Origin of the sequence: Mangrovihabitans endophyticus (assembly GCF_014646155.1) — a bacterium.
Classification (GTDB): Bacteria; Actinomycetota; Actinomycetes; order Mycobacteriales; family Micromonosporaceae; genus Actinoplanes; species Actinoplanes endophyticus.
The window spans coordinates 80,901-99,650 of record NZ_BMMX01000022.1 but is presented as its reverse complement, the minus strand read 5'-3'; the positions used below and the strand labels follow the sequence as shown (position 1 = coordinate 99,650).

14 protein-coding genes and 1 pseudogene are annotated in these 18,750 nt (G+C 74.6%); 2 read left to right on the top strand and 13 right to left on the bottom strand.

Translation table 11 applies throughout. From position 1 onward, the window contains the following. Nucleotides 1–90: 90 nt before the first annotated feature. From IEY73_RS21825 to IEY73_RS21815, 3 genes are all read right to left on the bottom strand, one after another. Nucleotides 91–1,569 carry an ATP-binding protein gene (locus tag IEY73_RS21825; protein ID WP_189081131.1) on the bottom strand — a complete coding sequence of 493 codons (1,479 nt, stop codon included), beginning with the start codon at nt 1,567–1,569 and terminating at the stop codon, nt 91–93. A gap of 88 nt (nt 1,570–1,657) precedes the next feature. Then, nucleotides 1,658–1,861 (bottom strand): hypothetical protein, encoded by a 204-nt coding sequence (locus IEY73_RS21820; protein ID WP_189081130.1) that lies wholly within the window; start codon nt 1,859–1,861, stop codon nt 1,658–1,660. A gap of 196 nt (nt 1,862–2,057) precedes the next feature. Beyond that, entirely contained in the window at nt 2,058–2,771 is a 714-nt protein-coding gene (locus IEY73_RS21815) for a hypothetical protein (protein ID WP_189081129.1), read from the bottom strand. Between IEY73_RS21815 and IEY73_RS21810 the strand changes: the two genes are divergently transcribed. Beyond that, nucleotides 2,752–3,507 (top strand): MerR family transcriptional regulator, encoded by a 756-nt coding sequence (locus IEY73_RS21810; RefSeq protein WP_189081128.1) that lies wholly within the window; start codon nt 2,752–2,754, stop codon nt 3,505–3,507. The genes IEY73_RS21815 and IEY73_RS21810 overlap by 20 nt on opposite strands. Nucleotides 3,508–3,562: 55 nt before the next feature. On the opposite strand, the gene IEY73_RS21805 is transcribed toward IEY73_RS21810, so the two are convergent. After that, nucleotides 3,563–4,351 carry a helix-turn-helix transcriptional regulator gene (locus tag IEY73_RS21805; protein ID WP_189081127.1) on the bottom strand — a complete coding sequence of 263 codons (789 nt, stop codon included), beginning with the start codon at nt 4,349–4,351 and terminating at the stop codon, nt 3,563–3,565. Between the two features lie 138 nt (nt 4,352–4,489). After that, the gene (locus IEY73_RS21800) at nt 4,490–7,495 is read right to left on the bottom strand and encodes a helix-turn-helix transcriptional regulator (protein WP_229716031.1); all 3,006 of its coding nucleotides are present in this window, start codon (nt 7,493–7,495) and stop codon (nt 4,490–4,492) included. Nucleotides 7,496–8,106: 611 nt separating this feature from the next. Between IEY73_RS21800 and uidA the strand changes: the two are divergent. Continuing rightward, a pseudogene (gene uidA / locus IEY73_RS21795) lies at nt 8,107–9,582 on the top strand (beta-glucuronidase); the annotation flags it as partial. Nucleotides 9,583–9,596: 14 nt separating this feature from the next. Here the strand turns inward: uidA and IEY73_RS21790 are convergent. The 8 genes from IEY73_RS21790 to IEY73_RS21755 form a co-directional block, all read right to left on the bottom strand. After that, a complete protein-coding gene (locus IEY73_RS21790) occupies nt 9,597–10,973 on the bottom strand; it encodes a mannitol dehydrogenase family protein (protein ID WP_189081146.1) in 1,377 nt (458 codons plus the stop codon). An 88-nt stretch (nt 10,974–11,061) separates the two neighbouring features. Continuing rightward, on the bottom strand, nt 11,062–11,670 hold the full coding sequence (locus tag IEY73_RS21785; protein ID WP_189081125.1) for a hypothetical protein: 609 nt from the start codon (nt 11,668–11,670) through the stop codon (nt 11,062–11,064). Beyond that, nucleotides 11,667–13,049, bottom strand: a complete 1,383-nt coding sequence (locus tag IEY73_RS21780) for a hypothetical protein (RefSeq protein ID WP_189081124.1) — start codon at nt 13,047–13,049, stop codon at nt 11,667–11,669. The genes IEY73_RS21785 and IEY73_RS21780 overlap by 4 nt, the downstream gene beginning before the upstream one ends. Further along, nucleotides 13,046–13,924: an ABC transporter ATP-binding protein gene (locus IEY73_RS21775; RefSeq protein ID WP_373292838.1), complete on the bottom strand. Its 879-nt coding sequence runs from the start codon at nt 13,922–13,924 to the stop codon at nt 13,046–13,048. The genes IEY73_RS21780 and IEY73_RS21775 overlap by 4 nt, the downstream gene beginning before the upstream one ends. A 50-nt stretch (nt 13,925–13,974) precedes the next feature. Further along, nucleotides 13,975–14,766: a zf-HC2 domain-containing protein gene (locus IEY73_RS21770; protein WP_189081123.1), complete on the bottom strand. Its 792-nt coding sequence runs from the start codon at nt 14,764–14,766 to the stop codon at nt 13,975–13,977. Next, nucleotides 14,763–15,320 (bottom strand): RNA polymerase sigma factor, encoded by a 558-nt coding sequence (locus IEY73_RS21765; RefSeq protein WP_229716030.1) that lies wholly within the window; start codon nt 15,318–15,320, stop codon nt 14,763–14,765. Before IEY73_RS21765 ends, IEY73_RS21770 begins: the two co-directional genes overlap by 4 nt. Before the next feature lie 124 nt (nt 15,321–15,444). Beyond that, nucleotides 15,445–16,611, bottom strand: coding sequence for a cellulose-binding domain-containing protein (locus tag IEY73_RS21760; RefSeq protein WP_189081122.1), 1,167 nt, complete (start codon nt 16,609–16,611; stop codon nt 15,445–15,447). A gap of 56 nt (nt 16,612–16,667) precedes the next feature. Beyond that, nucleotides 16,668–18,050, bottom strand: a complete 1,383-nt coding sequence (locus IEY73_RS21755; protein WP_189081121.1) for a glycoside hydrolase family 6 protein — start codon at nt 18,048–18,050, stop codon at nt 16,668–16,670. Nucleotides 18,051–18,750 lie beyond the last annotated feature (700 nt).

Below are 18,750 nucleotides of genomic sequence, written 5' to 3'. Positions count from 1 at the left end.
GGGGCGGGGCGGGTCCGGGGCGGGGCGGGGCGCGGCGCGACGGGGCAGGCGCGGCGGGGCGCGGTGAGACGTGACGTGGTGCGGTGCGGGTTATGCTGAGCCTGGGCCCTGCAACGCCGCGATGCTCGCCCGCAACTCGGCCGTGCTGATCGGCGTCACGCGGCCACCCGTACGGGCGTCCTGCATCGCCTTCGCCAACTGCACCCGGCGCAGGACCTCCTTGATGTCCGCTCCCGTCATCCCGATGCTCAGCCGGGACAGCTCACCGAGGTCCAGATCGTCATCGAACATCCGGAAGCCCGGCTGTTCGTGCGCCGCGATCAGACCGCGGATCATCTTGCGAATGATCTCGGCGCGGCCCGCCTCGTCGGGTTTGGGCACCGACAGTTTCACGTCGAAGCGTCCGGAACGGATCAGTGAATCGTCGACCCGGTGCGGGAAGTTGGTGGTCGCCACCACGATCACGTTCGGGTTCGCCTCGATCAGGTCGTTCATCTCCTGCTTGAAGATGCCCGCGACGGCGTTGATCGCCTGGCTCGCCGCGTCCCCGCCGACGCCCGCGTAACTGATGATCGAGTCGAACTCGTCGAACAGGATCAGCGTCGGCACCCGGTAGCGGCGGGCGTCGCGGAAGATCTGCTTGATGTTGCGTTCCGAGCCGCCCAGCCACTTGTCCAGGATCTCCGGGGTGCGGATCTCCCGGAAGTCGGCACCGATCTCGTTCGCCAGGGCACGCGACAGCATGGTCTTGCCGGTGCCCGGCGGCCCGTACATCAGGATGCCCTGCGGCCGGCGGGCACCCCAGCGGGCCATCGCCTCCGGATGCCGGAACGAGACGGCGATCTGCCGCAACTCCGCCACCACGTCGGCCAGCCCGCCGACCTGGTCCAGGGTGACCGTCTGGGTGGTCGGCGGCGCCTTGGGCAGGCTGTCGCGGCTCACCACGTACCGTCGTCCGCGCAGCGACTCCTCGCCGGCGAGTTCGCACACGGCCTGCAGGGTGAGCCCGACGAAGGCCCTCAGGTGGGCCGGCTGCACCTGTTCGCGGGGCACCTCGGCGCGCAGGCGCACCATGGTGCCGCTCTCGTCGTACGTCACGTCGGCCTGCAGGCCGACCGCCGCGTCGGCGAGCGTGCCGGGTTCCCGGCCGGCCACCGGGCGGTCCGGGCGGTCCAGGCCGAGTTTCCGGTACGCCGCGGCGGCAGCGGCCCCGACACCGTCCACGATCCGGGTGGTGACCGGGTCACCGGCCTGGATGCGGCGGGTCAGCAGCAGCCCGACCGGGTCGTTGCCGAGCACCAGCGAGCGGATCCGTTCGGTGGACAGCGGATCGTCGGCGGTGCTGATCCGGGCGGTGAACACGTGCACCGGCCCGTCCGGGGTGTCCGCGCTGGTCACGGTCACGTCGACGCGCTTGACGGGCGCCGGGAAGGCGGCCCGGCTGAGCAGTTCGACCGGGTTGACGCGGGCGGCGGCGAGGATGGTCGTCGCGTCCACGAGGTCGATGTCGGCTCCGGCGTACTGGAACGTCTCGCTGCGCGGGCGCGCCCCGAATCCCGACTCGGACATCGTCCACCTCCGCATTGTCGCACCGGTGCCCTGGACCAAGAGTGACACGTCCACGCCGCCACCACGCCCCAGGACGCCAGCCGATGCGCTAAGCCTGCGCCGCCGCGCACGCCCGCAGGTCGCCGTCCGCCTCCGCGTCGCGGCCCAGCGCCCGCAGCGCCATCGCCCTCCCCCGTCGGCTGTCCGGGGCGTCGCCCGAGGCGGTGAAGTCCGCCACCGCCTCGGCGTGCCGGCCCACCGCGGCCAGCAAGGTCGCCCGGTTGAACCGGACCTCGGGGTCCTCCGCCAGCACCAGTGACCGTTCCAGATCATCCAGGGCGGATCGGGCGGATGGCGGGTGACGGCGCGCGGGGCGATGCGGCCGTACTGGCGCGGATCCGCCAGCAGTTTGCGCTCCTCGTCCTCGTCCTTCCACACCGAGACCATCATTGACGTGTACTTGTTGAGGAATTCGGCTTCGGTCGCGTCCGGGTTCTGGCCTTGGCTGCTCATCGGTTTTCCTTCCGAAGAATGGAGAGCGGTTTTCCGCCGCTGCAGAGAAAGTTAGGGCCGTCCTTTTCCGGCGGACAAGGCCCGGGACCCGGTTGACACCGTTCATGACGTTCGACGGGATTCGCCGCCACGAATCGATGGCAGGATGGTTCAGCCAGTGCTGCAGCACGGGCAGCAGCAGGCGCAGCTCGCGTCCAGGCCGTGGCCTGGGCGTCCAGGTCGGGTTGCGCGTCCTGGGCGTCGCGCCCCACGGTGACCGGCACATCGATCGGCAGCCGCAGGCCGTGTTCGGCCAGCAGCGCGCGCGGGTCGTCGGCCAGCGCCTGCTCGGCGGCCGGGTCGGCCCACACGTCGGCGACCAGCTTGCTGTAGGCGGCGATGAAGGCCGCGCGTTCTCCGGGAGACATCGTGCACTCCTCGACTCGATTGCGCCGGCAGGCCCGTGCGCGGTTCTCATGGTGCGCGCACCGGCCGTTCCGGCGGTGTTCGCGCGCTCGGATACCATCGATGCACGACGTTTGGCAATCCGTCGTTGACGCGATTCGTGCAACCCACGCCGGAATGGTGGACGGCAATCGGGCCGGCGAATTGTAGGCGGTCGGCGGCGTCCGCGCGAGCAGCAATTTCACTGCATTCCACGCGGCGCGCGTGATCCGTATCGTGAATCTCAGCCACACCCCGGGAGGATCGATGACGGTCACCATGTCCACGCCGGATCGAACCGGATCGCGTCCGGGCGCAGAGCGGTACACCGTCGAGGAGCTGGCCCGCACGGTCGGCATGTCGCCGCGCAACATCCGCGCACATCAGGCCCGCCGACTGCTGGCCCCGCCGGTGCGGGTCGGTCGCACCGCGTACTACGACGCGGGCCACGTGCGGCGCATGGAAGCGATCAAGGCGTTGCAGCGTCAGGGTTTCAACCTGGTGGCCATCGAGGCCATCCTCGGCGCGCAGGGCGCCGAGGCGGACTCCGACAAGCTCGCCGCGATGCTGCAGCGCCTGGGCACCGACCATCCCGCTCTGGTGTGCGCGCTGAGCCGGCACGGCGTGGTGGGCCGCACCGAGGACGGCACGGTGCGCACGGTGCGCCCGCGGGCCCTGCGGTCCGCGCTGGAGTTGCAGCGCAGCGGCGTGCAGACGGTGCCCTCGCTGCAGATCCTCACCGAGGTGCTGGACACGCTGCGGCACCTGACCGACGATCTGGTGCGCTCGACGTGCGCCCGGTTGCTGTCCGCCCGCCGTGGCACCGGCGACGCCGCGGCCACCTCGTGGGAGCAGGTCGATCAGGAGACGCTGGCGCTGACGCAGAGCATGGTGGGGATGCTGACCGAGGCGTTCCGGGTGTCGGTGGAGAACCACGGGCGCACCGCGGCGGCGGATCTGATGGCCGGCGGCGCGGACGCCGGCTTCACCATGGACGAGTCGGAGCTGGTGGACAACGGCTGACCGCCGGGCGCCCGGCTACTCGCCGTCCGCCTCGCACGGATGACACCGATCGATGTCATCCGTGCGCCACCAGCGCGGCCAGGCCGGCGCGGGAACCGATGTCCAAGGTCCGGTAGATCCGGCTCAGGTGCGCGTCCACGGTGCGCGGGCTGACCGACAACTGCCGGGCGATGGCGCGGGTGGTGGCGCCGGTGCCGGCCAGCCGCGCGATCTCCCGCTGCCGGTCGGTGAGCCCGGACAGCGCCGCCGGGGGCGCGCCCGGCGCCGGGCCACCCGCCGGGCCGGGGCCGAGCTCCAGCCGGGTCGGCCGGTCACCCAGCCGGGCCCGCCGCGCGGCGCCGTCCCACCCCGCGCGGGCCTGCGGCCGGTACGCCAGCACCAGCACCAGCGGCGCGGGCACCGGATAACGCAGCAGGTGGGCGATCAGGTCGGCGGACAGCGGGTCGGCCCACTGCAGGTCGTCCAGGATCAGCACCAGGCCGTCGCGGACCCGGCCGGCGATCCGCCGCCGCCCGGCGCGGCACAGCCGGAACTGGTCGAAGGTCACCGGGTCACGCCCGGCGCGGGCCGCGGCGGCGTCCCAGAACCGTTCGTCGCCGCCCGCGTCGACGGGGGCGGCCTGGCCGAACGCGTGCAGGAACACCTGGAACGGGATGCCGCGCTCACCGGGCGCGGCGCTGCCCGCCCGCACCGGCACGCCCCGCCCGGTCAGCCGGCGCATCGCGGCGGCCAGCAGGGTGGTCTTCCCGGCACCGGCGCCGCCGACGACTTCGATCACCGCCTGACGTCCGTACGGCAGGTTCTCCGCCGCCTCGTCGAAGACTCGCAGTAGGTCCTGGGACACGCGTTCCGCCTTGCTGCCGGAGCGCCCGCACCTCGCGTACGGGCGATGCGCCGGTGCGAAACCCGGCACGCACACTGTGCGCGGCGCGGGGGCGGCGCAGCATCCGCACGTATACGTAATCGGCGCCGCTGTCGGCCCTCAGGACGGGGGCGTGCCGTACAACCGGGCCAGGGCGACGCGGGAGGAGACGCCCACCTTCGCGAAGATCCGCGCGATGTGCGCCTCGACCGTGCGGCGGCTGAGGAAGAGCCGGTCCGCGATGGCCTGGTTGGTCAGTCCCTGGGCGACCATCTGGGCGATCTCCCGTTCCCGGCCGGACAGCGTCGCGACGCCCGGACCGCAGGCCCGCCGCCGCGGCTGCCCGGCGCCCAGCCGGCGCTGCGCGTTCGTCGCCTGCCCGGCCAGCCAGTCGGCGCCGCTGCGCTGGAACAGCGCCTTGGCGATGCCCAGGTGTTCGCGGCCGGCGGCCGGTTCGGACCCGCGGTGGTACAGCTCGGCGAGCAGCACCCGCGCCTGCCCCTCCCGCACCGGCAGCCCGGCGGTCTGCGCCCCGGACACCGCGCTCACCCCGGCGCCGATCGCGTCATCGAGCCGGTCACCGGCCGCCAGCAGCTCGGCCTCCACCAGCGCGGTCGCGGACATCTCCCCGTGCAGCCCGCCGGCGTGGGCCAGCTCACGGGCCCGGTCCACCAGGTCCCGGCTGGCGGACAGGTTGCCGCTCATCAGTTCGGCGCGGGCCCGCAGCCGGACCGCTGCCGGGCCGACCGAGGCGGGCAGTTCCGCGTTCCCCGCGTCGGGCAGCACCGACCGGCACAACTGCAGGTCGCCCAGGTCCAGGGCGACTTCGGCGATGGCGGCCGACGCCGAGGCGCGCCACCACGACGAGCGCAGCGACGGCGCCCGGCGGATGCCGGTCAGCACGGCGGCGGCTCGTGCCGGCCCGCTGTGCCACAGCAGCGGGCGCAGCCGCATGGTGGTGGCGAACCGGTGCAGCTCCCGGCCGCCGACGGCCATGGCGATCTCCTCGGCGTCCTCGGCGTCGCGCAGCGCCTCGGTGACCCGGCCGACCCGGCCGTGCACCACCGACCGGACCAGGTACATCTCCGGCACCACGTGGTTGCGGCCGAACCGGCGCGCCACCCGCACGCCGCGGTCCAGGTGGCGCATCGCGTCGTCGTAGCGTTCGGCCATCAGCTCGGTCCAGGCCAGCGGCGACACCAGGTCGAGCATGCCGCGCAGCTCCGCGTCGTCCAGGCCGTCCACCGCCCACTGGGCGTGCGCGAGCTGGGCGCCGGCCGCGGCGTGCCGGCCGGCCTGCACCCGCACCAGGGTCAGCAGCGTGCTGGCCGCGGCGGCGGCGCCGCGGCGGGCCGGGTCCCGGCCGCAGCGTTCCAGCACGGCGGTGGCGTGCACCTCGGCGTCGGCCAGACCGCCGTCGAGGATCTCGGTGGCGGCCAGCTCCAGCCGGACCGCCACGTCGTCGCAGGTGCCGGCGGTCGTGTCCGGCCCGGCCTGCGCGCCCGGCCCGGCGGCGTCCTCGTGCCCCACGGACTCCCCGTTGGCGCGCGCCAGCTCGCCCAGCAGGATGGCGCGGGCCTCCGGCAGCCGCCCGAGCAGCCGCTCGTTGGCGGCCAGCAACTCCAACGCCGGGCAGCGGTGCCGGGACGCCACGGCGACCAGCCGGTGCAGGATCTCCTTGCTCTCGGCGAGGCGGCCGCACACCGTCAGCGCGCGGGCCAGCAGCAGCCACAATTGGTGTCGGCGGTCCAGCGTGTCCGGCCGGTCCGGCAACGCCCGCAAGGCCGCATAAAGCCAATGGGTGCTCGCGCTGGGCGCGGTGTCCAGCACCTGCTCCGCCGCGGCGGCCAGCACCTTTGCGGCGGCCACGTCGCCGGGCCGGAACGCCTGCTCCAGGTGCGGCGCCTGACGGCTCGGCGGTTCACCCAACCCGGCCAGGTAGGCCGCCGCCCGGCCGTGCGCGGCCAGCCGCCACGCGGGACCCGCCAGCCCGTACGCGGCGGCGCGTACCAGCGGATGCCGGAACACCAGTTGGGCGCCGGCGCTGCGCAGCACGTCCCGGGCCACCAGCGCGTCGGTGGCCGCGTCCGTGCGCGCCGGCGGCAGGTCGGCGACGTGTGCCACGTACGCCGGGTCGAAGTTGTCCCCGGCCACCGCGGCGGCCGCGGCCACCAGGCGCTGGTCCGACGGCAGGGCCCGCAGCTCGGCGCGGATCATGTCGTCGATCGCCACCGCAACCCGGTCGTCCACAATGGCCGGTGAGCGGCCGAGTTCCCACACCGGACGGGACTCGCCAGCCGACAGGATCTCCAGATACAGCGGGTTGCCGCAGCTAGCCTCGTAGAGCCAGCGGCGCCGGTTCGGGCTCTCCGCGGTGGTCAGCTCGTCCACCTCGGCGGCGGACAGCGGCGCGAGCATCACCCGGGCAACGTCGTCGCGTAACCGCGACAGGCTTCCGCGCAGCCGGGTGGGCAGGCGGCCGGTGCGCGCCGCGAGCACGACCACCACGTTCGCCTTGGGCGGGTGCCGCACCAGATAGTCCAGCAGTTCCAGTGATGCCTCGTCGGCCGCGTGCACGTCGTCGAGCAGCACCAGCAGCCGGCGGCGCCCCGCGGCGGCGGTGAGCGAGTCGCGGACGGCCCGGTACAGCCGGTGCCGCTCGACCCCGAGCACCCCGCCGGTGAGCGCGGCGTGCTCGGCCGAGGCGAGTCGTTCCAGCAGCATGCCGCCGGACGCCCGGCCGACGGGCGCCGGCCGTCCCCCGCCGTCCGCGCCGGACGAGCTCGCGTCCTCGGCGCCGGCCAGGACATCGAGCAGTAGTTCGAACGGATGCGAGACGCCCTGCTCCGCAGTGCGGCCGGTCAGCACCGCGGTGCCGTGGCCGGACGCCCAGTCCGCCAGCTCCGCGAGCAACCGGCTCTTGCCGATGCCCGGATCGCCCTCGACCACCGCGAACGACGCGTGTGGACGCTCCGACGCGAGCATGCCGGTCACCATGGCGAGCTGCGCCGCGCGTCCGACGAACCGGCGCGCCTCGTGCGGGCCTGCGCTCGGCCTCCCCTCCGCTGCGGTCGTCTCTCCCCCGTACGCCGGCATGTCCCCATTGCGTCCTGCCGTACCGCGCACCTGCGTTTCGCTCCATCTCCACGTGCCCCACCACGCCGCCACCAGCGGGACGGTCATCACGCCGAGTTCCCACAGTTACACAGAGAGTGCCCGCTTGGTAGCGCTTCCGCACCGCCTCCGCATCCCCATCCGACAAGTCCGAATCGGAGGGACACTTTCCCGTGCGGATGCACCCTAACAACCCCCGAAATGCGACTGTCTCCATAGTTCAAGAAAGCGGACTTTTCCCTGTACGCCATCCCCGAACCGGCACCGCGATTTCCGGACGACGGCGCACCAGAACGGCGGAAACGGAGAGGTCCGTTTTGGACGGACAACACGGACGCCTTCGGCCGCCCTCCCCTTTCCGGCACGCGCATTGGCGCCACGCCCCGAACCGGCCTCCGCCGTCCAAAATGCACGTTCGTCCATTTTTTGCCATCCGGATAGCGCGCGTGCCGGCCGTTTTCCCGACTGCACCACCTCACACGAGGGGTCGACCCGCCGGGACGGCGCCCGCACGCCACGACCGCCGCCGGCATGCGTGCGTGGCGGACAGTGCCGCGGATACCGTCGGGATCATGCTGCGACCACAGGACTCCGCGTACCGGGAACGCAAATCCCTCGACGGGCTGTGGGAGTTCGCCCTCGGCGCACAACCCGAACCCGGCCACGGCACCGGGCCGGTCTTCGACCACGTGATGGCCGTTCCCGCGTCGTACAACGACATCCTCCCCGGCGGCCGTGACCATGTCGGGGTGGCGTGGTACCGGCGCACCGTCGTGGTGCCGCGCGGGTGGGCCGGGCAACGGATCCTGCTGCACCTCGAGTCGGCCACCCACCGCGCCACGGTCTGGGCCGGCGACACCGAGGTCGTCACGCATGAGGGCGGATACACCCCGTTCGAGGCCGACGTCACCGACCACGCCACGCCCGGGCGCGAACTCACCGTCACGGTGGCGGTCGACAACACGCTCACCTTCGCGTCCGTGCCGCCCGGCGTGGTCGAGGACGGCCGGCAACGCTACTGGCACGACTTCTTCAACTACGCGGGCCTGCACCGCAGCGTGTGGCTGTGCGCGGTGCCGCACGGCGGACTGTCCGAGGTGGACGTCGACGCCGCCGCGGACGGCACCCTCACCTGGCGGGTCCCCGGCGACGACGTCCGCGTGGTGCTGCACGACGCGAGCGGCGCGGTGGTGGCGACCGGCCGCGGCGCGACCGGCACACTCAGGGTGGACGGGGTGCGCCGCTGGCAGCCCGGCGACGGATACCTGTACGAGCTGCGCGCGCACCTGCTGCGCGACGGCGAGACGGTCGACGAGTACCGGCTCCCGGTGGGTTTCCGCTCGGTCGAGGTGCGCGGCACCCGGTTCCTGGTCAACGGCGAGCCGTTTCATTTCCGCGGCTTCGGCAGACACGAGGACATCCCGGTCATCGGCAAGGGGCACAACGACGCGTATCTGGTGCACGATTTCGCGTTGCTGGACTGGATCGGCGCCAACTCCTTCCGCACGTCGCACTACCCGTACAGCGAACGGGTGCTGGATCTGGCCGACCGGCGCGGCATCCTGGTCATCGACGAGACCGCGGCGGTGGGGCTGAACACCAGGCTGGCGCAGGGCACGGCCGCGCGTGCGGCGTACCGCACATTCGGGCCGGACACCGTCGGCGAGCGCACCCGGCAGACGCACGCGCAGGCCCTGCGGGAACTGATCGCCCGGGACCGCAACCATCCCAGCGTGGTGATGTGGTCGGTGGCCAACGAGCCGGAGTCCGACGCCGAGGGCGCCGAGGATTATTTCCGGCCGCTGTTCGCGCTGGCCCGCGAGCTCGACCCGAGCCGGCCGGTGTCGTTCGCCGGCTACGGCGAGGCCCGGCACGGCGCCTGCCGGGTGTCACAGTTCGCCGACGTGCTGATGCTCAACCGCTACTACGGCTGGTACGTGCACACCGGCGAGCTGGACGCGGCGGAGCGGGCGCTGGAGGAGGAGCTGCGCGCCTGGGCCGCCGACGGCAAACCGATCCTGATCTCCGAGTACGGCGCGGACACCCTGCCCGGCCTGCACGCGCTGGATCCGGTGCCATGGACCGAGGAGTACCAGAGCGCGTACCTAGCGCGTCAGCCGGCCAGCGCCGCGTCCGTCGCCGCCACCAGTTCGTCGTCGGCGGCCAGGTCCGGGGCCAGCAGGGCGAGCAGGTCCCGTGGCGAGCCGGCCCGCGACCGGTACGGGTCCGCGCCGGCGTCGGCCACCGGGGCGCCGGCGCCGCGCAGATGGGCGATCCACGCGGCCAGCAACCGCACCGCGCCGTGCGGCATGCGGCCCGCGGCCCGTTCGGCGCGCAGCACCGGCAGCAACCGGATCGGGATCTTCTCCGAGCCGTCCGCGGCGACCTGCGCCAGCGTGTGCCGGATCCGCTGGTTGCCGAAGCGGTCCAGCAGGCTGCGCCGGTACGCGGTGAGCTCCGCGCCGGGCAGCGGCACATGCCGGGACGCCTCGTCCCACCACTGGTCCAGCCACGTGCGACAGGCCGGGTCGGCCGCCGCCTCGGCGACGGTGTCGTGGCCGCGGGCGCTTGCGGCGTACGCCAGCAGCGAGTGCGCCCCGTTGAGCAGCAACAGTTTGCGCTGCTCGTACGGGGTGACGTCGGCGACGAACCGGGCGCCCGCGCTGGCCCAGTCCGGACGCCCGGCCGGGAAGTCGCCGCTGAGCACCCATTCCGCGTACGGCTCGGTGACCACCGGGGCCGCGTCGTCGTGGCCGGTGGCGTCGCGCACCACGCGCCGGTCGTCGTCGGTGGTCTGCGGGGTGATCCGGTCGACCATGGTGGTCACGAACGACACCGAGTCGCGAATCCAGGTGCTCAGCGCCGGGTCGGCCAGCCCGGCCATGTCCGCCACCACGCGGGCGGTGAGGGCTCCGTTGCCCGGCAGGTTGTCGCACGGCACCACGGCGAGCGGTCCACAGCGGGCGGCGCGGCGGGCGGCCAGCCCGGCGATCAGCCGCCCGGGCACCGTGGTCACCGGTCCCTCACCGCGGCGCAGCGCGGTGACGTCGGCCCGTACGTCCGCGCGTTGCGTGTCCAGGCCACCGCCGGGCCCGCGCAGGTAGGCCGATTCGGTGACGGTCAGGGTGAGCAGCGCGACCCGCGGGTCCGCCAGCGCGTCCCGCCAGGCGTCCAGGTCGGTGCCCGGATGCGCCCGGGCGACCGCGCCCGGCACGGAGAACTCGTCGTGGTGCGGCCCGCGCACGACAAGCGTGTAGAGGCCGCCCTGCGCGGTCAGATCGTCGGCCAGCGCCCGGGACCGGCCGGTGAACGCGGCGATCCCCCACCGGTCCGCGTCCGCCGCCTGCGCGGTGTAGCAGGCCTGGTGGGCGCGGAAGAAGTTGCCCAGCCCCAGATGCACCGCGCGCACCGGCGGCCGGTCGTCACGGCTGCGCCGCAGCAGGGGTGCCGTCCGGCCGGAGTGCGTATCGGGGTAGGCCACGCATTCCATCCTGTGCCGCGTCGCGCTTGACCGCCAGGCGTGTGCGCCGGTTCCCGGCCGGCGATCCGCCGCGGCACGGCGCCGCCGGGCCGCGCGGTCAGGCCGGCGCGTCCGGGGTTGCCACGCGGGGACAGCCGCGCCGCGCGTAGCGGGCCGCCCCGACGGCGGCCAGCACCGTCGCGCACACCGCGGCGGTGGTGTCGCCGGCCGGTGCCACCGGCCACGTGACGACCTGAGCGGCCAGGCCGTCGCCCGGCGCCGTGAACGGCATCACCGCGATCAGTGTCCAGGTCAGCGGCGCGATCCAGGCGCGGGCCGGGCCGTCCAGGGTGGCGCTCAGCGCGGTCAGCCCGAGCAGTCCCGCGGTGTCGCGCAGCGCCAGCGCGGGCGGCCCGAACGGCGCCGCGGTGCCGGCGGTGAGCAGCAGCGGCCCGGCGACCACCGCGGCGGCCAGCAGCAGGTGCCCGGCGCGGACGGCCGGCCAGCGCACCGCCGCGGTCCGGTCCAGGCTCTCGTCCGCGCCGCCCAGCGTCGGGCCGAACGCGACCACGGCGAGCATCACCGTCAGGCTGACCGCCTCCGCGCACGCGGCCGGGGTGCCCGGCCAGGCCCGCCAGCCGCACCACATCGCGGCGACGGTCCCGGCGGCGACCGCCGCGGCCGTCGGGACCCGGCGGCCGCGCAGGTGCAACCTCAGCCCTCTCATGCGGACCCGGGGTGCAGGAGCGCGGCCAGCGGGGAGGTGTCGCACCGCAGCGCGGCGAGGCGCGCCCGCGCCACCAGGCGCCGCTGGTCGTCCGGGGAGAGCCGGGTCAGTTCCCGGTACGCCCGGTCGGCTGTCCGGTCCGTCGCAGCGTCCGACCACAGCAGCGGCACCGGCGGCCGGCCTCTCAGCCAGGCGGCGGCCACCGTACGGGCCAGCACCGCGTCCGGCGTCTCCGGGCCGTCGCCGCAGTCGCCGCGGAAGGCGGCCTCCAGCATCGTCGTCACCGGGTCGCGGTCGAAGCCGGCGTGGCCGCGCGGGCCGATGTCCGGGCTGTCGAAGACCAGCGTGCCGGCCGGGGTGACGCCGGCGCGCTGCGCGGCGTCCCGGTCGGCCCAGAACGGCAGCGCGCGGCTTTCCACCGCGCGGCCCGGCGAGCCGGGCAGCCGGTCCGCCATCAGGGTCAGCGCCCGGCGCGCCGGAGCGGTCACGTCCGGCAGCAGTCCGGCGTGCGCCCGCCGCACGCAGACCGGCCGTCCGTCACGATCGCAGACCAGCGCCACCGCGCCGGGGTCGACCGCGGCCGCCGCCCGGTAGCCGCCGGTGGGCAACAGCACCAGCGCCGCCGCGGTGGCCACCACCGCGGGCGCCGCAGCCAGGGCCAGTCCGCGGCGGCGGGCGCCGAACAGCAGCAGGCCGCTGGCCGCCACGGCCGCCAGCCAGAGCGCCTGCACCAGGTCGACCCGGGTGGTGATGGTCTGGAAGTCCGCCGGAGGATTCACCATGACCGGGGTCAGCAGCAGCGCGGAGGGCGCCTGGTCGAGACCGCCGTCGGACACCGAGGCCCGGGTGGTCAGCCAGTCCGGCAGCAGGGTTCCTGCCGCGAACGCGGCGACGGCCAGCAGCGGCGCGGTGACCAGACGGGGCGCGGCCCGCCCGGCGGCCAGGCCCAGCCAGCCCGCGGCGACCAGGGACAGCGCCCCGATCGCGCTGACCGTCACGGCGTCCGCCGGGAAATATCCCGACGTGGGGATCACCCAGGCCGCGCCGGCCAGCAGCGGCAGCGCGTACCCGGCCACCGCGCACAGCGCGAGCGCCGCGGCGGCCGGCCGGACCCGCTGCCTGCGGGGGCGTGCGGTGGTCGCGAACAGTTCGCCCACCCGGCTGCGTGCGTCGCGCCGGCCCATCCAGACCCCGCCCGCCAGGGTGAGCGGCCAGAGCGCGGCGAGCAGCACCCGCCCGGCCACCGCCAGTTGCATCCACCGGCCGGCGAAGCCCTCGGTGAAGGTCAGCAGCAGCGCCGTGCCCACCGCGGCGAGCACCAGGGCGACCGGCACGGCCACCGACCGGCGCAGCTCGATGCGCAGGATACGCGCGGTCACGCCGGGCTCCCGTCGCGGTCCCGGCCGCCGCGGTCCTGGCCGCCGCGGGCCTGGCCGTCGCGGGCCTGGGCCGTGGTGCCGGTCCCGCCGCGGTGGGCGCGCAGCAGGGCCGCGTAGCCGCGTTCGGTGGCGCTGTCCCCGGCGTCGCCGGCGCCGCCCCGGTCCGCCAGTTGCTGCGTGTCACCCTGCCACACCAGCCGCCCGTCGCTGATCAGCACCACGTCGGCGCACGCCGCCGCGACGTCCTCGACCAGGTGGGTGGAGGTGAGCACGCAGCAGTCCGTGCCGATCTCCCGCAGCAGCTCGCGGAAGCCGACGCGCTGCTCCGGGTCCAGCCCGACGGTGGGCTCGTCCAGCAGCAGCAGGTCCGGATCGTTGACGATCGCCTGGGCGATGCCCGCCCGGCGCAGCATGCCGCCGGACAGCGTCTTCATCCGCCGGTCCGCACGCCCGGCCAGGCCGACCCGGTCGATGGCCCGCTGCACCGCACCCGGGATGGCCCCCTTCGGCATCTCCTTGAGCCAGGCCATGTACTCCACGAATTCGCGCACCGTGAACCGCGGGTAGAAACCGAAATGCTGCGGCAGATAGCCCAGCCCGCGCCGGATCCGGCGCAGGTCGGCGCGCCCGGTGACCGGCTCACCGAGCAGGTGGAGCCGGCCACCGGAGGGCCGCACCACGGTGGCCAGCGTCCGCATCAGCGTGGTCTTGCCGGCGCCGTTGGGCCCGAGCAGCCCGTGCACGCCGGTGCCCAGCGCCAGGTCCAGCCGGTCCACCGCGACGTGCCGGCCGGCCCGCGCCACCAGCGCCTCGGCGTGCACCGCCCAGGCGTACACCGGCGGTGCGGTCTCCGCCGCGCTCACCGCGCGCATCATGATGTCTCCCTCGCGTTGTCGTCGTTCGGGTTTCCCGGCCGGCGGCGCGGTCACGGGCGGCCGGGGCCGGCCCGCCGCCCGGCGCCGCGTGCCAGCAGCACCGCCACGCACACCGCCAGCACGCCCGTCCACAGTGGCCACGCGGCGCTGTCGAGCACGCCGGGCAGCCGTTGCCCGGCCAGGCTGGGCAGCACCACGGCCGCGGACCAGCCCAGCGCCAGCGCGACCGCCGCCCGGTCCACGCCGATCGCGGCGCCCAGCGCCAGGCTGCCGGCCGTGAACGCCAGGCACGGCAGCAGCCACCGGGCCGGGGCGTGCCCGGTCTGCCAGCCCGCCACCGCCAGCACCGGGGTCACCGCCAGCAGCACCGCCAGGGTGCGGCGCAGCAGCAGCCACAGCCCCGCGCGGGCGCCGGTGGCGACCAGCTCCCACGCCGGGTCGGTGTGCCGGCTCCACACCGCGGCCACCGGCAGCAGCGGCGCCATCGGCGCCACCAGCAGCACCAGCGAGGGCATGCTGGCGAAGCTCTTCTCGCAGGCCACCGCGGCCAGCACGGTCACCGCCGCGGCGGCCAGCCAGCGCACCGTCCGCGCGGCGACGCCGGTGCGCCGCAGCCGGCGTGGGCGCGCCGGCCCGGGTCCGGCGGCCACCCCGGCGCCGATCCGGACGGCCACCTCGTCGAGCAGGGCCACCGTCGCCGGGTCGACCGCCCCGGCCAGCGCCGCCCGGCAGGCGGCGCAGCATTCCAGATGCGCCTCAAGAGCCCAGACGGTCGCCTCGTCGACGCCGTCCGCGCCGCGGGCGTACCGGGACAGCAGAGCGCCGGTGGGATGTGGGGTCATGACAGCGCCTCCCGCAACGCGATCCGGGCCCGCCGCGCGCGGGTCTTCACGGTTCCTTCCGGCATGCCGAGCAGCACCGAGGTCTCCCGCACGCTCAGCCCGTCGAGGACCATCGCGCGCAGCACCTGGCGCAGTTCCGGCGGCAGGGCCAGCAGGGCCTGCTCCAAGTCGGCGTCGATCCCGCCGGCCAGCACCACGTCCTCGGCGGCGGGCGCCACCGAATCCAGCGTCGGCACCGTCGGCCGCTGCGCGCGTGCCCGGCGGCGGAACGCGTCGACCAGGCGGTGCGCGGCGATGGTCCACAGCCATCCCACCGCGCTGCCGCCGGCCCGGCCATGCGCCTGGCTGCCCGCCGCGCGCCACACCGCGAGATAGGTGTCCTGGAGCACTTCGGCGACGATGTCGTCGTCGGCGCACCGGCGGCGCAGCCGCACGGTCAGCCAGGGTGCGGTGCGCCGGTACAGCGCGTCGAACGCCTGACGGTCGCCGCGGGCGACCCGGCGCAGCAACGCGCCCTCGTCGAGGTCGTCGTCGTGGTCCCAGCGTGGTCTCACACCCGGCAAGACGTCACCGGGCCCGGCCCCGGTTCGCGGCACCGGGTGACGCCCGTCACACCGCGGGGAGCCGGACCGCCGGACACGCCACCGCAGCCCGGCGGCACGTCCGGCGGCCGGGATGTCAGCAGTGGTTGCGCGCCGCGCTGACCACCACGTCGTCGTACCAGAGGGTGTCCGCGCCGTCGCCGTAGCTCTCCCAGCCCAGGCGCAGGTCGGTCAGCCGCGGCCGGTACGTGCGGTTCAGCCACTGACCGTCGATGTCGTGCGTGGGGACCCCGTCCTCCAGCAGTCCCGGTACGGATTCGCCGTTCAGCCATGTCTGCATGGTGCCGTCCGTGCCGTCGACTTTGAACTCCACGCAGTTCCACGTGCCGACCGGCAGCGGGGCGGACTGCGCCACCCCGGCCGGGCTCTGCTCCGGCAGCGTGGCGTCGTCGGAGGCCCGGTTCCACTGCAGCGCGCCGTTCTGGCCGCCGAAGCGCAGGTCCCGGTCGCCGTCGGCGGCGTCGCGCAGGGCCACCGCGGTGGTGTGCGCCGCCGGCAGCGCGGTGGTGTGCCGCACCCAGTAGCGCACATACCAGGTGTCAGTGGTCGTGGCCAGCATCCGGGTGCTGCGCACGAACACGTGGTTGCAGTAGCCGGCGGCGCCGTTCACCCGCAGCGAGGCCGCGCCGGAGTGGGCCGTGGTGCGGTCGATGGCCGCGGTCCCGGTGCCCTGGCAGTCCGGGTAGGTCACCGACCAGTCGCCGGAGGGCGTGCCGCCGGCCTGCGTCTCGAACCCGTCGCAGGCCGCGCCGGACCCGCAGCCCGGCGGCTGCGACGGGGACGGGCTGGGCGAAGACGGGGTGGGCGAGGTCGGGGTGGGCGAGGTCGGGGTGGGCGAGGTCGGCGGGGTCCCACCGTCGCCGGCACAGGACACGCCGTTGACCGCGAAGTCGGACGGGGTGGCGTTGGTTCCGGTCGCCTGGAAGCCGAACGTGGCCGAGGCGCCGGTGGCCAGCGTGCCGTTCCAGGCCAGGCTGCTCGCCGAGACGGCCGGGCCGGACTGGGACACGGTGGCGTTCCATGCCGAGGTGATCTGCTGGCTGCCGCCGAACGTCCAGGTCAGCGTCCACGACGCGATCGGGGCGGCGTTGTTGGTGAGGCGGACGTCGGCGGTGAATCCGGCGTTCCACTGGTTGGCCGTCCAGGCGACGTCGCACGCGGTGGCCGCCTGCGCCGGGGTGACCGCGAAGCCGGCCGCCGCCACCAGGGCGACGCCGGCCACCGCGAGGGGAGCAAAACGCATGGTTGTCTCCTTCGTGGGCGAAGGGCGCCGCAGGTGCGGCACCCTTCGCGCGGACGTCAGGCCGTGCAGGCGGCGCCGTTGAGCGCGAAGCCGGACAGTGCCGGGTTGCCGCCGTCGTGGGACGCCTGGAACCCGATGCTGGCGGTGCCGCCGGTGGCCAGCGCGCCGTTCCAGGACGCGTTGCTCACCGTGACCGTGGTGCCGGACTGCGTGAAGGTCCCGTTCCATCCGCTGGCGACCCGGACCGTGCCGCCGACGGTGAAGGTCAGCGTCCACGAGGTCATCGCCGGGCCGCGGTTGGTGATGCGCAGGTCCGCGGTGAATCCGGTGGACCAGGCGTTCACCGTGGCGGCGACCGCACATCCGCCGCCCGGGCCGGGCGGCGTCGGCGAGGACGGCGACGGGCTGGGCGACGACGGCGACGGGCTGGGCGAGCTGGGGCTGGGCGAGGACGGGCTGGGCGAGGACGGCGTGGTCGGGGACACCGGGCCGGCGGCGACCGCCAGGTCGTACGCGCGCTGCGGGACGAACTGGCCGGCGCCCGCGATACACCCGTCTGCCTCCCCCGGCAGCTTGATCCACAGGTACGCGTCGATGATCGGGTCGGCCGTCACGGTCGTGCTCGGCGTGCCGATCGCGCGGCCTTCCGGGTCACACCATTCGCTGCCCGCCGGCCCGTTGCCGTTGCGGCTGGTGTCGATCACGCCGCGCAGCGAGGAGTCGCCGACGGCTTGCAGGACGCTGCGCACGTACGGGATGGACTCGGCCGTGGTGCGATAGTTGCTGACGTTGACCGAGATGCCGTCGGCGCTGTTCGCGATGTCCGAGCGCACCAGCCGCGCGGCCATCTCCGAGGGCGCCAGCCACGCCGAGTGCCCGGCGTCGAAGTACACCTTGGCCCGGCTGGACCCGGCCTTGAGCGCCTTGCCCGCGTACGCCATCGAGGCGTACACCTCGGCCTGCTGCGATGCGCTGAGACAGTTGGTCATCAGCGGCAGCACGTCCGGCTCCAGAATGATGGCGGCGGGCCGGTCCCGCAGGCCCGCCGCCACCTGGTCGATCCATTGCCGGTACGCCGCGTGGCTGGGCATGCCGCCGGAACTGGCCCCGCTGCAGTCGCGGTTGGGAATGTTGTAGACCACCATGATCGGGGTCTTCCCGGCGGACGCGGCGGCGCCGACGAACGCGTCCACCTCCGCCGCCACGGTGGCGGTGTTGTTCTGGGTGAACCATCGGCCCTGCGGCACCGCGGCGATCCGGTCACGGATGACCGCGGCGCGGGGATCGCCGGGGTTGGCCGCCACCCAGCGCGCGGCGCTGGTGTCCGGATCGACGTAGAACGACGACTCGGCGGCGTCGGCAACGGTGGGCAGGCAGACGGCGGCGGTCGCCACGGCTGCGGCGGCGACGGCGCTGCCGACAAGGGGTCTCAGGCGCATGCGAACTCCTCGGGACGGGGTCGTGGGAGGAGGGGACGAAGCTTGGGAGCGCTCCCACATATAGATAACCGTACGTTCACAGGCCGGTAATGGAAAGCACCCACCCACCCATCCCTCCCCACAGCCACCCACCCCCCTCCCGCCGTCCCACCCCGCCGCCCGCCCCACACACGCCCCCGGCCGCGCACGCCCCACACCGCCACGCCCCACACCGCCACGCCACGCACCGCACCGCCACGCACCGCCACGCACCGCCATGCGCCGCGCCGCCACGCACCGCACCGCGCCGCACCGCGCCGCACCGCACCGCACCGCACCGCACCGCACCGCACCGCACCGCACCGCACCGGTCGATCTTGGACTTTCCGGTCGGGAGTAACCCCATATGTCATGTTTAGTCCGGCCCACAAAGTCCAAGATCGACGGCGCATCGTCGGCCCGGCGCGTCGATCTTGGACTTTGCGTGCCGGAAACACGGTCTTATGGACCGTTATGACCAACCAGAAAGTCCAAGATCGCCCCGCGAGGGCGTGCCCGGGCGACGGGCGTGCCCTCGGCGACGGGCAGGGGCACGGGCGACGGGCGGGGCGGACGCGGGGCACGGGCGGGACACGGGGCGGAGGCGGGACACGGGGCACGGGCCGGACGCGGAGCACCAGACCCGGAGCACAGGCCGGACGCAGGGCACAGGCCAGACGCG

Excerpts from the sequence above, each read along its gene's own strand:
- IEY73_RS21825 (WP_189081131.1), bottom strand. The coding sequence starts at position 1,569 with ATGTCCGAGTCGGGATTCGGGGCGCGCCCGCGCAGCGAGACGTTCCAG.
- IEY73_RS21810 (WP_189081128.1), top strand. The coding sequence starts at position 2,752 with ATGACGGTCACCATGTCCACGCCGGATCGAACCGGATCGCGTCCGGGC.
- IEY73_RS21790 (WP_189081146.1), bottom strand. The coding sequence starts at position 10,973 with ATGGAATGCGTGGCCTACCCCGATACGCACTCCGGCCGGACGGCACCC.
- IEY73_RS21785 (WP_189081125.1), bottom strand. The coding sequence starts at position 11,670 with ATGAGAGGGCTGAGGTTGCACCTGCGCGGCCGCCGGGTCCCGACGGCC.
- IEY73_RS21775 (WP_373292838.1), bottom strand. The coding sequence starts at position 13,924 with ATGATGCGCGCGGTGAGCGCGGCGGAGACCGCACCGCCGGTGTACGCC.
- IEY73_RS21770 (WP_189081123.1), bottom strand. The coding sequence starts at position 14,766 with ATGACCCCACATCCCACCGGCGCTCTGCTGTCCCGGTACGCCCGCGGC.
- IEY73_RS21760 (WP_189081122.1), bottom strand. The coding sequence starts at position 16,611 with ATGCGTTTTGCTCCCCTCGCGGTGGCCGGCGTCGCCCTGGTGGCGGCG.
- IEY73_RS21755 (WP_189081121.1), bottom strand. The coding sequence starts at position 18,050 with ATGCGCCTGAGACCCCTTGTCGGCAGCGCCGTCGCCGCCGCAGCCGTG.